This is a genomic window from Vibrio agarivorans, from assembly GCF_030409635.1.
Classification (GTDB): Bacteria; Pseudomonadota; Gammaproteobacteria; order Enterobacterales; family Vibrionaceae; genus Vibrio; species Vibrio agarivorans.
The window spans coordinates 108,568-124,075 of sequence record NZ_JAUFQF010000002.1; the positions used below are offsets into that span (position 1 = coordinate 108,568).

13 protein-coding genes are annotated in these 15,508 nt (G+C 46.9%); 4 read left to right on the top strand and 9 right to left on the bottom strand.

Features of this window, described 5'->3' with window-relative positions; genetic code table 11:
- Nucleotides 1-14 precede the first annotated feature (14 nt).
- The 4 genes from nirB to QWZ05_RS06110 form a co-directional block, all read right to left on the bottom strand.
- Nucleotides 15-2,573 carry a nitrite reductase large subunit NirB gene (nirB, locus tag QWZ05_RS06095; protein WP_290297281.1) on the bottom strand — a complete coding sequence of 853 codons (2,559 nt, stop codon included), beginning with the start codon at nt 2,571-2,573 and terminating at the stop codon, nt 15-17.
- Nucleotides 2,574-2,932: 359 nt separating this feature from the next.
- On the bottom strand, nt 2,933-3,358 hold the full coding sequence (locus QWZ05_RS06100; RefSeq protein ID WP_290297283.1) for a YeeE/YedE family protein: 426 nt from the start codon (nt 3,356-3,358) through the stop codon (nt 2,933-2,935).
- Nucleotides 3,358-3,783: a YeeE/YedE family protein gene (locus tag QWZ05_RS06105; RefSeq protein WP_264876030.1), complete on the bottom strand. Its 426-nt coding sequence runs from the start codon at nt 3,781-3,783 to the stop codon at nt 3,358-3,360. Before QWZ05_RS06105 ends, QWZ05_RS06100 begins: the two co-directional genes overlap by 1 nt.
- A gap of 10 nt (nt 3,784-3,793) precedes the next feature.
- Nucleotides 3,794-4,102 carry an ArsR/SmtB family transcription factor gene (locus QWZ05_RS06110; protein WP_264876032.1) on the bottom strand — a complete coding sequence of 103 codons (309 nt, stop codon included), beginning with the start codon at nt 4,100-4,102 and terminating at the stop codon, nt 3,794-3,796.
- 178 nt (nt 4,103-4,280) lie between these two features.
- On the opposite strand from QWZ05_RS06110, the gene QWZ05_RS06115 reads away from it, so the two are divergent.
- A complete protein-coding gene (locus tag QWZ05_RS06115; RefSeq protein WP_290297287.1) occupies nt 4,281-5,933 on the top strand; it encodes an FAD-dependent oxidoreductase in 1,653 nt (550 codons plus the stop codon).
- A gap of 45 nt (nt 5,934-5,978) precedes the next feature.
- On the opposite strand, the gene QWZ05_RS06120 is transcribed toward QWZ05_RS06115, so the two are convergent.
- The 5 genes from QWZ05_RS06120 to QWZ05_RS06140 all read right to left on the bottom strand — a co-directional run bounded on the left by QWZ05_RS06120 (nt 5,979) and on the right by QWZ05_RS06140 (nt 11,769).
- Nucleotides 5,979-6,881: an EamA family transporter gene (locus QWZ05_RS06120; protein WP_290297289.1), complete on the bottom strand. Its 903-nt coding sequence runs from the start codon at nt 6,879-6,881 to the stop codon at nt 5,979-5,981.
- A 12-nt stretch (nt 6,882-6,893) separates the two neighbouring features.
- Nucleotides 6,894-7,598 (bottom strand): phosphonate utilization transcriptional regulator PhnR, encoded by a 705-nt coding sequence (gene phnR, locus QWZ05_RS06125; protein WP_264876035.1) that lies wholly within the window; start codon nt 7,596-7,598, stop codon nt 6,894-6,896.
- Between the two features lie 103 nt (nt 7,599-7,701).
- A complete protein-coding gene (locus QWZ05_RS06130) occupies nt 7,702-9,417 on the bottom strand; it encodes a putative 2-aminoethylphosphonate ABC transporter permease subunit (protein ID WP_390216847.1) in 1,716 nt (571 codons plus the stop codon).
- Nucleotides 9,418-9,432: 15 nt separating this feature from the next.
- Nucleotides 9,433-10,539, bottom strand: coding sequence for a putative 2-aminoethylphosphonate ABC transporter ATP-binding protein (locus QWZ05_RS06135; RefSeq protein WP_264876037.1), 1,107 nt, complete (start codon nt 10,537-10,539; stop codon nt 9,433-9,435).
- A gap of 219 nt (nt 10,540-10,758) precedes the next feature.
- Nucleotides 10,759-11,769, bottom strand: coding sequence for a putative 2-aminoethylphosphonate ABC transporter substrate-binding protein (locus QWZ05_RS06140; RefSeq protein ID WP_264876038.1), 1,011 nt, complete (start codon nt 11,767-11,769; stop codon nt 10,759-10,761).
- 275 nt (nt 11,770-12,044) lie between these two features.
- Between QWZ05_RS06140 and phnW the strand changes: the two genes are divergently transcribed.
- The 3 genes from phnW (at nt 12,045) to phnX (ending at nt 15,471) form a co-directional block, all read left to right on the top strand.
- A complete protein-coding gene (gene phnW / locus QWZ05_RS06145) occupies nt 12,045-13,151 on the top strand; it encodes a 2-aminoethylphosphonate--pyruvate transaminase (protein ID WP_264876039.1) in 1,107 nt (368 codons plus the stop codon).
- Between the two features lie 17 nt (nt 13,152-13,168).
- Nucleotides 13,169-14,569, top strand: a complete 1,401-nt coding sequence (locus QWZ05_RS06150; protein WP_264876246.1) for an aspartate aminotransferase family protein — start codon at nt 13,169-13,171, stop codon at nt 14,567-14,569.
- An 83-nt stretch (nt 14,570-14,652) separates the two neighbouring features.
- Nucleotides 14,653-15,471 (top strand): phosphonoacetaldehyde hydrolase, encoded by an 819-nt coding sequence (phnX, locus tag QWZ05_RS06155; protein WP_264876040.1) that lies wholly within the window; start codon nt 14,653-14,655, stop codon nt 15,469-15,471.
- Nucleotides 15,472-15,508 lie beyond the last annotated feature (37 nt).

The window sequence follows — 15,508 nt, forward strand, 5'->3', positions numbered from 1 at the left end:
TGATGACTCCGCTCTTATTCAGTCACTGCTACGTGAAGGATGTCGCCCTTCGCCTCTGGGTGTTTCTCTGTGTAAGTTGCAGGGCGGTGCTGGGCACGCTCGTCAACAAACATCACGTTGTCATCACGCTTATCTGAGTTGATGAAGTGTGAGAAACGCTTTAGCTGAGACTCATCGTTGATGGTATCCGTCCACTCACAACGGAACTCTTCAACCAACTTAGCCACGTCAGTTTCTAGTTGCTCGTTGATACCAAGCTTATCTTCAACAATCACTTCACGTAGGTAGTCAACACCACCTTCCATGTTCTCTAGCCATACTGATGTGCGCTGTAGTGGCGCAGCCGTACGGATGTAGAACATCATGAAACGGTCGATGTATTTGATTAGCGTTGCTTCGTCTAGGTCACTTGCTAGCAGGTCAGCGTGGCGTGGCTTCATACCACCGTTACCACATACATACATATTCCAGCCTGCATCGGTCGCGATGATGCCAAGATCTTTACCTTGTGCTTCCGCACATTCACGAGTACAGCCAGACACACCAAATTTCATCTTATGCGGAGTACGGATGCCTTTGTAACGGTTCTCGATCATCACTCCTAGGCCAACAGAGTCTTGAACACCGTAGCGACACCAAGTTGAACCGACACATGTCTTAGCCATACGCAGTGCTTTCGCATACGCTTGACCTGTTTCGTAACCTGCTGCAACCAGTTTCTTCCAGATAGCTGGAAGGTCATCTTTTTGCGCACCAAATAGACCGATACGCTGCGCGCCCGTCACTTTGGTGTAAAGGTTGTATTCCGCTGCCACTTCTGCCAGCACTTTCAATGCTTTTGGTGTGACTTCACCACCCGCCATACGAGGGATAACAGAGTAAGTACCGTCTTTTTGCATGTTACCTAGGAAGTTATCGTTGGTATCGTGCAGCTTAACCAGTTGTGGTTTAAGGATGTGCTCACCCCAGCAAGACGCCAAAATAGAACCCACTGCAGGTTTACACACTTCACAGCCGTAGCCTTGACCATACTTCTCAAGAAGCTCATCAAACGTTTTGATCTCTTCGATGCGAATTAGGTGGAACAGCTCTTGGCGAGAATAAGCAAAGTGCTCACAGATATCGTTCTTCACTTCGATGCCAGACTTTGCTAGCTCAGCATTAAGCACTGAAGTCACAAGAGGAATACAGCCGCCACAGCCAGTACCCGCACCGGTTGCTGCTTTAATGTCAGCAATCGTGTGGTGACCGTCAGCAACCGCTTGTGCTACTTTGCCTTTTGTCACATCAAAACATGAACAGATAACGGCACTTTCTGGTAGCGCGTCTGCGCCTAGTGTTGGCTTCTCTGCGCCTGCGTGCGCCGGAAGGATAAGCGTATCTGGATGTTCTGGTAAATCGATTTCGTTGAGCATAAGCTGAAGAAGGTCGCCATAGTCAGACGTATCGCCAACCATTACTGCACCAAGCAGTTTCTTGTTATCTTCAGAAACGATCAGACGCTTGTAAACTTCTTGCTCTTCGTTTTGGTAAACGTAGCTCTTACAACCTGGAGTACGACCATTCGCATCACCAATTGAGCCTACTTTCACGCCAAGAAGCTTAAGCTTCGCTGACATGTCCGCACCTTCAAACTTGCTATCGTTACCAAGAAGGTGATCAACCGCTACGGTTGCCATTTTGTAGCCAGGAGCTACTAGGCCATAGAACATCTCATTCCAAGACGCACACTCACCAATCGCATAGATGTTTTCATCAGACGTTTGTGAGTAGTCGTTGATCGCGATACCACCACGCGGTGCAACCTCTAGCTCCATTTGACGAGCGAGCTTGTCTTGTGGACGGATACCCGCAGAGAAAACAATAAAGTCAGTTTCAAGCTCAGTACCATCCGCAAAGCGCATTACGTTGCGTGCGTTTGTGCCTTCAGGTGCAATTTCAAGCGTGTTTTTGCTGGTGTGAACATTCACACCCATGCTTTCAATCTTATTGCGCAGTTGATTACCGCCCGCTTGATCTAACTGTTCAGCCATCAGCTTGGGAGCAAACTCGACAACGTGAGTCTCTACGCCCAACGCTTTGAGTGCGCCTGCCGCTTCAAGACCAAGTAGACCACCGCCGATAACCACACCGACTTTGCTCTTCTTCGAACACGCTTCAATCGCTTTTAGATCTTCAATGGTGCGGTAAACAAAACAGTCTTTGCTTTCACGGCCTTTAATTGGCGGTACAAACGGGAAAGAGCCCGTCGCCATGATCAGCTTATCGTACTGAATTTCGCGGCCAGAGCTTGAATAAACGGTACGCTTTTCACGGTTAACGTTAATCGCGCGTTCACCAAGTAAGACATTGATACCGTGTTTTTCGTAGAAGCCTTCTTTAACAAGTGAAAGCTCTTGTGCTGTATGGTGAGAAAAGTAAGAAGAAAGGTGGACACGGTCATAAGCGACGCGAGGCTCTTCACAAAAAACAGTAATGTCAAAGTTAGACACATCCGTCTTATCAACCAAATCTTCGAGATATCGGTGACCGACCATGCCGTTACCAATGACAACGAGTTTCATCTTGCTCATACGGGTTCCTGATAAATATTTAAACTGCAGGGGTGAACTGCATAACTGAACGCATTGTCATTTGTGAAAGAAAATTAACATATGATGTAAATCAATTACCGATAAATACTACCCTAAAGGGGTATGTTGAGTATTTTATCGACAGTATTTATCATAAAATACTACAAATAAGACTATTTAGTGAGATTGTCACTATAGGTAAGAAAGAATATTACAGCAGCTATTAATAGTTAGAAGCACGAAATATATACCACTACCTCCTTACTTAGTGAATGAAAATTCATTTAATCGTTTTCCATCTGCATAAAAAAAGGTAGCCTAAGCTACCCCTTTTGTATGATTGTTACAGTGAAAACGACTTATTTTTGTACTTTTTGAACCAGCAGTGAACCACCTACCATAGCGAGAACAAATAGCAGCATTTGGCCGTTACCAAACGATAAACTCGTGATCGCCGGACCTGGGCAGATCCCACTTAGCCCCCAACCGAGACCAAACAGCACCGCCCCGCCAATGAGTGGCTTATCAATTGCGCGTTTGATGCTAATTGAGAATGATTCAGCCGCAACGGGCTTGCTACGTGGTTTGATCAACAGTTGATAGCCTAGCACAAACACCGCCAAAGCACCGCCCATCACAAAGGCTAAACTTGGGTCCCACTCTCCGGCTAGATCAAGAAAGCCAATCACCTTATCAGGGTCGATCATTCCCGATAGCGACATACCAAAGCCAAACAACAGACCGGCGCTTAACGCAGACATTGAGAAGAGAAAGTTTGGTTTCATTATGCGCCTCCGAGGTGAAATCGAACAAACACAGTGATGATTGCCGTCGCCATAAAGGTGCACGTGGCGACAATAGAACGGACAGAGAAGCGCCCCATTCCGCAGATACCGTGCCCACTGGTGCAGCCGTTACCGATACGTGTGCCAGCACCCACCAGCAGACCCGCAGCCACAATCATCAACCAAGAGCCATTAGGCTGACTTGGGATCTCAACTCCCAACCAATAGGCGCTGATTGCGCCAGCTATCACCATTCCACTCAGAAATAGGGCTCGCCAGCCTTTGTCACTCTTATCTGAGCCAAACAGACCATTGGTGATGCCACTGATGCCGGCAATCTTGCCATTGATCAGTAGCAGTAACAGCGCTGATACGCCTAATAACATGCCTCCAAACAGGGAGAGCCAAGGAATCGAAAAACTCATAACACTTCTCTTATCGACAGAATACGGTATGGAAACTCGCGATGAGCCCTTCCACACGAGGATCAGCCAGTGAGTAAAACACTTGCTGCGATGATTTTCTCACTTTCACCAATTGATGGTTTCTCAGCACTGTTAGATGCTGTGAAAAGGCCGACTGGCTTAAGGATGAGTTTTTTTGCAGATCCGCCACGCATATCTCACCTTGTGTCAGTTGACACAACACCAACAGGCGATCAGGGTGTGCCATCACTTTAAGAATGTCCGCAGCTTCAGTGACTTTACCGCGCATTTCATTCAATTCGACACTGTCTGCTTGCATTTGATTACCTCAATACATCACTCATCAATAGTACAAAGCATACTCACCAAATTAAATTAGTCAATACTAATTTAGCAATGTTAAATTTAGCTTGTTTTTTATTAGACATTTCTAATTTAGTTGATTATGATTTTTGCACATCAAGATTATAGTGATACTGAAACGAAGAGGTTGTCCCATGACTAAAATTGTCATCATTGGTGGTGTAGCTGGCGGAGCATCAGCTGCAGCAAGAGCACGTCGCTTAAGTGAAGATGCTGAAATCATCATGTTTGAACGCTCACCTTTTGTCTCTTTTGCAAACTGCGGCCTGCCATATCATATTGGTGGTGATATCCAAGAGCGCAGCAAGCTATTGCTACAAACACCAGAGAGCTTCCTCGCCCGCTTTAACGTTGATGTACGTGTGACTTCGGAAGTCACTCACATCAACCGCGGTGACAAAACCGTTTCAGTCAAAAACCTGATTACTGGCGAAACCTATCAAGAAAGCTATGATTTTCTTCTGCTAAGCCCAGGTGCTGCTCCTGTGGTTCCACCTATTCCAGGGCTTAATAACCCATTGACCCACTCACTGCGCAATATCCCAGATATGGACCGAATCATTGCGACACTAAAAAACAAAGAGGTGAAACACGCCACGGTTGTCGGCGGTGGGTTTATCGGTCTAGAAATGATGGAGGCCTTCCATCAACTCGGTATTCAAACCACACTGCTTGAGATGGCAGATCAGGTAATGACCCCTGTTGATCGTGAAATGGCCGGTTTTGTTCATCAAGAAATTCGCGATAAAGGCATTGATCTAAAACTGAGTACTGCACTTTCGAGCGTCGAGTACATTGCAAGTGATGACTCCCTCACTCTAACACTGAGTAACAATGATCAAATCCAAACGGACGTATTGATCATGGCGATTGGTGTTCGCCCAGAAACCAAACTTGCTCAAGAGGCGGGGCTACAAATTGGTCAGCTTGGCGGGATCTATACCAATGACCAGATGCAAACCAGCGATCCTGCGATTTATGCCGTTGGCGATGCAATTGAAGAGAAAGACTTCATCACAGGTCAGCAAACGTTAGCCCCTCTGGCAGGCCCAGCTAACAGGCAGGGGCGTATGGCGGCAGACAATATGCTTGGCCGCAATGAGCACTATCAGGGCACTCAAGGTACGGCTATTTGTAAGGTGTTTGACCTTGCCGTTGCCTCAACGGGTAAGAATGAAAAGCAGTTGCTACGTGAAGGCATCGCCTTTGAAAAAGTGTATGTGCACACGGCAAGCCATGCGAGCTACTACCCAGGTGCAGAAACGGTCTCATTCAAGATGTTGTTTGACCCACAATCACGCAAGATACTTGGCGCGCAAGCCGTGGGTAAAGACGGTATCGATAAACGTATTGATGTGATGGCAGTAGCGCAACGTGCCGGTATGACCGTTGACCAACTTGAGCACCTTGAGCTGACCTACGCACCACCCTTTGGCAGTGCGAAAGATGTCATCAACCAAGCCGCATTTGTAGCCAATAACCTTATCAAAGGCGACATCAAAGCGATTCACTTCAATGAAATCGACAACCTCACAGCAGACCAAGTGCTGCTTGATGTGCGTAACCCAAGTGAGCTTGAAGATGTTGGTTTTATCGAAGGTGCACTGAATATTCCTGTCGATGAGCTGCGCCAACGCCTTGACGAGCTACCGAAAGACAAAGAGATTGTCATCTACTGTCAGGTCGGCCTGCGCGGTAATGTGGCGTATCGCCAACTGGTTAACTCTGGCTTTAAAGCGCGAAACCTGCTTGGTGGATACCGCACTTATAAATTTGCCCAAGCTTAACCAAGAAAGGGAGCATTTGCTCCCTTCTTCTCATTTCTGATCGCGTTACATTAATGAGAGCACCAGCCCTATTGAGATAAGCCCAACCCCTAGAGCGCGAGTCTTATACCACTGCTCCTTCAAGATATAGATCCCCATCAGCAGTCCAAACACAATACTGATTTGGCGCAATGCCACAACCAAGCTGACGTTTTCAGTCATGGTCATCGCAAACAGCACTAATCCATAGGTGGTGGCCATCATCACCCCAGCTACGGCGGAAGGCTTAATAATGGTCAACGCATTAGATAGCTCATGTCGATTACCAGATACCACAACCCAGACAATCATTGGAAAAAACATCGCCCAGAACTGCATACCGAGATAGAACACCGAAGAATATTGGTCAACGAGCAGATGCGAGGCGGCTTGATTCAAATGCAGCAACGCCTCTTTATCGATAATCGAATAGCCTGTTGTACCGATAGCGGCGACCACTGCCCATAGCACACCAAGGTTCATATAAGCCCTGACTCGCAACTCAGAAAATCGTGTTAACGGCACAAATAAACAACCCAGTGTAATGATTAAAAAGCCAATCCACTGCTGAGTCGAGAGTTCATAACCGAGTAAGAAGGTGCCATAACACACCATCAGCACTGGCAGAGCCCGCGCCATTGGGTAAATCACACCTATATCTGCCTGCTTATAGGCATACGCCAATCCAATCAGATACACCATCTGACAGATGCCACTGAAGAACAGCAATTGCCAAAAGGCAGTTGGCAACGCATCAAAGCCAATGGTGAGCAAAAACCAAATGAGATAAGGGGTCAGTATGGTGGCAGCAGCACCACTTGATGCAAGAAAAAATGCTGGGCCAGAACTTTGATTTGATTTACCAAGAATGTTCCAACCCGCATGTAAAAACGCCGATACCACGACCAGCAAGATAGCCAATATAGACATGCTTTGTGTTCGCTATCGCTTGAGTTCAGCTAGAGATTCAATGCTGATCGCATCGTGTCGCCAATATTCGATATCACAGTCGATCAATTCACCGGTTTGACTGTAGTTGATGCGCTCGACCACCATCGCGGGTGTGCCTGATGTGGCTCGCAGTGACTGAGCTGTGTCGCCTAATAGCGAACTGGTGCTCACACGATATTTGATCTTTGAATAAACCACACCAAAGTGCTCGCGGTAGATATCCGTCAATGACATTGAGAGATCAAAGTCCAATAGGTTCGGGAACAGTTCTGGGCGAACATAGTTGGTCACATGCATGACAGGTCTATCTTCCAGACTACGAACGCGATCAATACGGTGCACTTCTGAGAACGGAGGTAGACCGAGTAGCGTCGATGCGTGCTTTGGCGCCAGCATGGTTTTCGCACCCAATAGCTGAGTAGTCGCCACACGGCCTTGAGATTTGGCCATGTTCATAAAGTTGAGGGTTTGAGTCGGGTCATAGACCAGCGGCTCTGGTGAAATAAACCAACCACGGCGATCTTCTCGATAGATACGCCCTTCTGCTTCAAGTAGAGATAACGCTTCGCGTAAGGTCACTCGTGTGGTGTCGAATGATTCCGCGAGTTTGCGTTCAGCAGGCAGCTTTTGACGTGGTGAAAGCATGCCTGATTCGATTTGTTCCACAATCACATCTTTAATTTTTACGTACTGCAACTCAGTATCCTTTCTATATCCACCTCTTAACGCAGTGTTAAGAGGTGTTTTATCTTATTCTAATTTATATCGTGAGTGAATCATCATCACCCAAAACTCTGAGCTAGCGTTTGCGCCACGCTTGCGTTTTACTTTCGATCCACTTGCCCAGCGTCATATGCAATAATTTTGCACTCCCTGCTGAAAGCATGATCATGACAGCCATCGCTGCCGCCGCGCCTGTTTGACCGGCATCATCCATATTCAATACTGCGACAGAGGCAGGAATCGTGTTGGTTGAATATAAGAAAACAACGGCCGACGTCGTGGTCATCGCATTGATAAACATATAGGTCGCAATGTCTAAAATAGCCGGCATGCACACAGGTAAAGTCACTTTAAAGAATAACTTATATTGAGGCAACTTAACTGAGGCAGCAGTCGCTTCAATCTCTTCTGGTAACTGCTTCAGTGCTGTCACGGCCGTCATATGCCCCACAGTGTAATAGTGAACCACCGTATTAATGACCAAGAAAATCATTGTTCCGTAGAGTACATTTAACGGGTTGTTGGCATCATTGAAATAGAAGATATAGCCTAAACCTAACACCATGCCCGGTACTGCCATCGGGACAATACTCAACATCTGCATTAGCTGACGCACTGGCGCAAACGCGCGCCCTTTTTCGATACAGTAAGCACCGATAAAGATCACTGTCGTACCCACAATCGCACTCCACAAACCCAACTTGAGTGAGTTATAGAAAGGTGCCCAGCCATAGGTACTCATTTCTGCAAAGTTGTAGTTATTTAACGACAGGGTTTTATTCCATGGCCAAAATGTCACGAGTGAGCCATACACTGCCATACCGAGAACGGCGATAACCGCCACACAGATCAGCGAACAGTAGACAAAGCACAGGGTGTCTTTGACCTTGTTAGGCTCTGGTTGGTAAGCCACTGAGCGAGTATCAAACAGATTCTTTTGCTTCTTCTTAACCCAGCGGTCAGCAGCAAACGCCAAACATGCCGGTAGCAGAAGTAAAATACTGGTCACCGCACCCATTGAGAAGTTTTGTTGACCCACAACCTGCTTGAAGATGTCAGTCGCAAGAACGTTATAACTACCACCAATCACTTTAGGCACACCAAAGTCACACACCACCAGCGTAAATACGACAATCAGGGTACTGATCAAACCGTATTTTGCGGCAGGTAAAGTGACAATAAAGAAGGTCTTGAAGGGTGATGTTTTTAGTGCGCGAGCCGCCTCATACAAGCGTGCATCAGAGGTGCGCAGTGAGGTAGTCAGAATCATCAATGCATGCGGGAAAGTCCAAAATATCAGACCCATAGAGATCCCCACCAGACCATACACCGAATTACCCATCAGGAGATCTCTAGCGACGCCTTGATTACCAAATAAGTAAATAAGACTGATCGCGGGTAACAGAGACGGGGCAAGGATCGGCGCGGTACCGAGTACTTGAAATAGCCCCTTCATTGGCATGCAAGAACGCGTAATCGCATAGGCGTATCCGAACGCTAACGTGGTCACGATCACCGTTACTAAAAGTCCGAGCGTAAAGGTATTCTCGACCGAGCGCCATAACGCCTCAGAAGCAAAGTAAGTGGCAAAGTTTTCTAAACCAACAAACTCACCTTGCGAGTTTTGCACACTCTTTTTCAGCATCGCCCAAAGCGGCATCAAGATAAACAAGATCATGCACACCGACAAGAACGCTAAAAAGCCGCCCAAAATCAAGTTGTCTTTGCTGACTCGCTGAGTCCATGAGCGGGAAGCGCGTTGGTTGACGGTATTCGATTGCATCGGGGTCATCTCCATTGAAGTCACCTATGCTGCTTTGTTGAGTTTGGCAGCGGCATGCTTGGCATAACCTCGAAGGCCTTGCTGCTCAAAACCGATATACCGAATGTCACCACGAGTGAGTTTAAGCTCTTTGCTTAGTCTTACTGGCATATCAACATAGATCAGTTTCTCTGGATTCGCGTCTTGCAGTCGGCATTCAACGCGGCAGAAAGCACCTAAGAATTCGACACCTGCGACTTTAACGGGAATCGCATTTCGATAGTCTGTAACAAAGTGAAGCTGCTCCGGACGCACCGCAATATCGAGGTAATCGCCACTTTTTAACACCATATTATCTAGCTCTGGCTTAGCGATTAAACTTTCACCAATGCGCACTTGCGTGTCACTGACCACTGAGGTTTCAATGAAGTTCATGCTGCCAACAAACTCTGCAACAAAGCGTGTGGCCGGTTGCTGGTATATCTCTTCAGGCGTACCCACTTGCTCAATCACGCCGTGATTCATCACCACGATGCGATCGGCCATAGTTAGCGCTTCATCTTGATCATGCGTAACCATAATCGTCGTGATACCCAACTTACGCTGAAGCTGACAAATTTCATCACGCAAGTGAGTGCGTACTTTGGCGTCTAGAGCAGATAAAGGTTCATCTAATAGCAGTAAACCCGGTGAAAGTGCGAGCGCACGTGCTAATGCAACACGCTGCTGCTGGCCACCAGATAGTTGGTTCGGGAACTTTTGCCCAGATGTCGGTAGGCCAATCGTTTCCAGCCATTCATCGACCTTTTCTAAGGCTTCTTTGGTCGGCATGCCTTGGTTTTTAAGGCCAATGGCAATGTTTTCTTGTACGGTAAGGTTCGGAAACAGGGCATAAGATTGGAAGACAATACCAAAGTCGCGCTTTTCTGGCGGCAAGAATGTCGTATCATTGCCATCTTGCGAGATAACGCCTGCAGTTGGTAAGTCTAAACCTGCGATAGCGCGCAATAGGGTTGTTTTACCACAGCCTGATGGGCCTAAAAAACACACAAACTCTCCCTTTTCAATTGAAAGAGAGATCTGTTTTAATGCAGTGAACTGTCCAAATTGCTTCACAACATTTTCAATATTCAAATAAGGTTGGGTGGTCATCTCTCGACACTCCTTTCATGGTATATACCAATGATAGAAATGTAATATTTCAGCTGCGTGACATATTTTTATCAAGTTTGTGAATAACGATCTGACGTTAGAAAAATAGATAGGCTGTATTGGTTTTGATTGTACGACAAAGGGTTAGCACCACAGTGCTAACCCTCATTATAATTTGTCGCTACGCATTATTATGAATGCATGATTAAGGATACGCGATTAAGAGCGTGGCTCTGATTTCGCGTCAAACTTCGCTGCCCATTTCTTTAGAACGTCAGCACGCTCGTTACCCATGCGAGCAAAATCCATCTCCGCCATGTTGGTTTCAACATCTGGGAAGTGCGCAACGGTTGCTTCCACTTCTTTATGACCAACAACTGGGTACATTTCTACGTAAAGCTCATTCGCCGCTTTTGAAATAGACCAATCAACAACACGCTTGGCTGCATCAGACTCTTTCACTAGACCAACTGCTTCAGATTCCCAGCCGATGCCTGCAGGTGTGATTACCGCTAGAGGCGCACCTTGTGTTTTTAGACGTGCACCGCGGCTTGCCATAGAAATACCGATAGCGACTTCACCCATACCCGCTTCAACACATGGCTTAGAGCCTGAGTGTGTGTAGTGAGCGATGTTGTCGTCAAGTTTCTGCATGTAGCTCCAACCTTGGTCTTCACCCATGTTTTGTAGCCATGCTGAAACCTGCATGTAGCCTGTACCCGAAGACGCTGGGTTTGGCATTGAGATGTGACCTTTGTACACAGGGTTGGTTAAGTCTTCCCAGCTCTTAGGCATTGGTAGATTTAGCTGCTCAGCAACGATTTCGTTGAAACAGATAGCGTTAAAGAATGCATCGTTACCAAACCAAGCTTGCTCACCTTCAGGGTCGTTTAGGCTGACACGAAGGTCATCAACACCATTAGGTGTGTATGACGTCAAGATACCTTCGTTCTTTAGAAGAGCCATTGAAGAGCCCGCAAGACCCCATACAACTTCTGCTTGTGGGTTGTTTTTCTCAGCCAAAAGTTTCGCTGTCATGATACCTGTTGAATCACGTACCCAGTTGATTGAAATGTCTGGGTTCTCTGCTTCAAAAGCATTTTTGTATTTCGCTAGGATGTCAGTTTCAAATGCGGTGTATACCGTCACTTCTTGTGCTGCAAATGCATTTGTTGCAAGTAACGAAACAAGTGTTGCGATTGAACCTTTAACAAAACGGTTGCTCATCATCTTCTCCAATAAAGATCGTAGTTATGTATTTTTGTCATGTGTCGCCGTGATTTTGGTCTGCACCAGATGACGTTAATTACAGTAGAGGGCAGATATGACGATTTAGTGAACGGAACATGGCAGAAAAAATACAAAACATGACAGTTCGGTGGCTCAAAATCTGAGTATCGTTGTGAGTATGAAAGTTTTATGAAGATCAAAAGCGGCCTATTTACCCCGAAATAGAACCACTGCTACAGTAGCGTTAAATTTGGTATAGTCCAAGAGAAAAGACAATGAGAAATGAATATCTACTACTCACACCAGGCCCTCTATCCACTACAGAGACGGTCCGCTCAGCGATGTTGAAGGACTGGTGTACTTGGGATGACGACTACAACAAAGAAGTCGTCGAAGTCATTCGCCGCAAGTTAGCTGCGTTGGCAACACAGCAACCTGGCTATACCAGTGTTCTTATGCAAGGTAGTGGTACCGCTTCAGTTGAAGCAACCATTGGTTCAGCAATGAAGACGGGCGATAAACTGCTGGTAGTAGATAACGGTGCATACGGCGCACGCATCGCGCAAATTGCAGAGTATCTCAATATTGACTGCCATGTTGTTTCTCCCGGTGAGACAGCTCAACCAGACCTAAAAGAGATGGAGCAAGTGCTAACCAAGGATAGTGCTATTACTCATGTCGCTATCGTGCACTGTGAAACGACAACAGGCATGCTTAACCCTATTCAATCCATCGTCAGCTTAGCGAAACAACATGACAAAGTGGTGATCTTAGATGCGATGTCGAGCTTTGGTGGGATCCCGATGGATATTGGAGAGATGGGTGTTGATTTTATGATCAGCTCCGCCAATAAATGTATTCAGGGTGTCCCTGGCTTTGGCTTTGTTATCGCCAAACAATCAGAGCTAAAGCAATGCAAAGGGCGCGCGCGCTCATTAAGCTTGGATCTTTATGAACAATGGCACTGCATGGAGGTCAATCATGGTAAATGGCGCTTTACCTCTCCGACTCATACCGTCCGTGCGTTTTATCAAGCCCTTGTAGAGCTCGAACAAGAAGGAGGAATTGCCGCTCGTCATGATCGCTATGCCACCAATCAAACTGCGCTCGTAGCGGGAATGAAGAAGCTTGGTTTTACCCCTCTGCTCGATGAGTCTCTACATTCACCGATTATTACCTCATTCTATTCACCAACTCACAGCGACTACCAGTTCAAAACGTTTTACCTGCGCCTTAAAGAGCAGGGCTTCGTTATCTACCCGGGCAAGGTGTCAAATGCAGACTGCTTCCGCATCGGCAACATTGGTGATGTTCACCCAGATGACATCGAACGCTTAATCAACGCGATTGAAAAATCAATGTATTGGGAGTTGTCAGCATGAGCTTGATTACACCAGATATGGCAAGTGCAGAACAAGGGACACACTTTCGTAGCGAAGGCGATATCAATACCACACCAGCGCGTCAGGCATGGAACCAATCTCTTCAAGATGAGCGTACACAAGCGCTTCTTAAGCGTGATGAAGAAGTGTTCCTGCATCAAGCGATGTCAACACCGTGTCTTGATACATTAGAGGCTGCTGAAGGCATCTATCTGCAAGACACGACGGGTAAGCGTTATATCGACTTTCACGGTAACAATGTTCACCAGCTCGGTTATGGGCACCCTCACGTGATAAAAAGAGTGACAGAGCAGATGGCTAGCCTACCTTTTTCACCTCGTCGCTTTACCAATGAAACCGCCGTAGCCTGTGCAGAAAAACTCACCCAAATTTGTGGTGGTGAGCTCAACCGGGTGCTTTTCGCTCCTGGGGGCACTTCTGTTGTCGGCATGGCGCTGAAGCTAGCTCGACACATCACCAACAACTTCAAGGTCGTCTCACTTTGGGATTCATTCCACGGCGCCTCTCTTGACGCGATCTCAGTTGGTGGTGAAGCTTGTTTCCGAGAAGGCATGGGGCCTTTGATGGCCGGGGTTGAGCGTATTCCACCTGCGGTTTCTTATCGTGGAGCCTTCCCTCGCCTAGAAGCGAGTCATGAAGAGCGAGACGTTCACTACGCAGACTACCTTGAGTATGTCATTGAGAAAGAGGGCGGAATTGGCGCGTTTATCGCAGAAGCCGTGCGAAACACCGATGTACAAGTGCCAAGCAAAGCTTACTGGAAACGCGTTCGCGAGATCTGTGACAAACACAATGTGCTGTTGATTATCGACGATATTCCAAATGGTATGGGTCGCAGTGGTGAGTGGTTTACTTATCAAGCCTATGACATTGAACCCGATATTCTTTGTATCGGTAAAGGCCTCGGTGGCGGTCTAGTGCCTATCGCCGCAATGGTGACAAAAGATAAGTACAACACCGCGGCGCAAGTCTCGCTCGGTCACTACACCCATGAGAAAAGCCCTATTGGTTGTGCCGCTGCGCTTGCGACAATGGAAGCGATTGAACAAGACAACCTACTCGCAAAAGTGAAGCAAGACAGCGATTTCATGTATGAGCAACTCAACCGCATGAAAGAGACGTATCCGCTCATTGGCGATGTTCGAGGTATTGGTTTGCTTTGGGGGGTGGAACTTGTCACCGACCTTAGCACGAAAGAGAGAGCCTTTGCTGAAGCCGAAGCGGTTTTATACCAATGCCTCAACAATGGCATCAGCTTTAAGGTCTCCCAAGGCAATGTCATCCAACTGAGCCCACCGCTTATTATCGAGCGCTCAGATCTACAAACCGCACTCGATATTTTCGAGTCAGCGATACAACAAGTAAGTCAAACATTCGGCTACCCAACGGGGCAATAAGCCGCACTCTACGAGAACTCATTTGAGAACTCATTTGAGAACTCATTTGAGAACTCATTGTAAGAATTTGATAAGGAATAACCATGAACAACGCATCACAGATTCAAGCCGTTATCTTCGACTGGGCTGGCACAATTGTCGATTTCGGCTCATTTGCTCCGACTTCTATTTTTGTTGAAGCCTTTAAAGGCGGATTTGATTTCGAGATCAACCTTGAAGAAGCGCGCGTACCGATGGGGCTAGGCAAATGGGATCACATCAAAGCCGTCGGCAAGCTGGACTCAGTAGACTCTCGCTGGAATGAAATGTTTGGCCGCTCAATGAACGATGAAGACGTTGATCGTATCTACGAAATGTTTATGCCCCTGCAAAAAGCTAAAGTCTCTGACCACGCAGAGCCGATCCTTAATGCGATTGAAGTCGTGAATGATTTGAAAGACAAAGGGATTAAAATTGGATCTTGTTCTGGCTACCCACGTGAAGTAATGGATGTTTTGATTCCCGTTGCTGCCGATTACGGCTACAAACCGGACTATATTGTGGCAACCGATGACCTACCTCAAGGTGGCCGCCCAGCCCCGTTCATGGCACTAAAGAACGTAATCGAGCTCGGTGTCACAAACGTAGCAGCGTGCATTAAAGTCGATGACGCCGTACCAGGTATCGAAGAAGGTCATAACGCGGGAATGTGGACGGTTGGCCTATTGCTCTCTGGTAACGAAGCGGGATTAACCTTTGAAGAGTATCAAGCTGCAGATGAAGCAGCACTGACTGCTGCTCGTGAAAAAGCCCGTAGCGTGATGCAAAAGTCAACGCCACACTACTTAATTGACACTATTGCGGACTTGCCGCAGGTTATTGACGACATTGAGCGCCGCTTGCTCGCTGGAGAGCGTCCTTAAAACGTAAAAAGAGCGCTTAATGTCATTCATTAAGCGC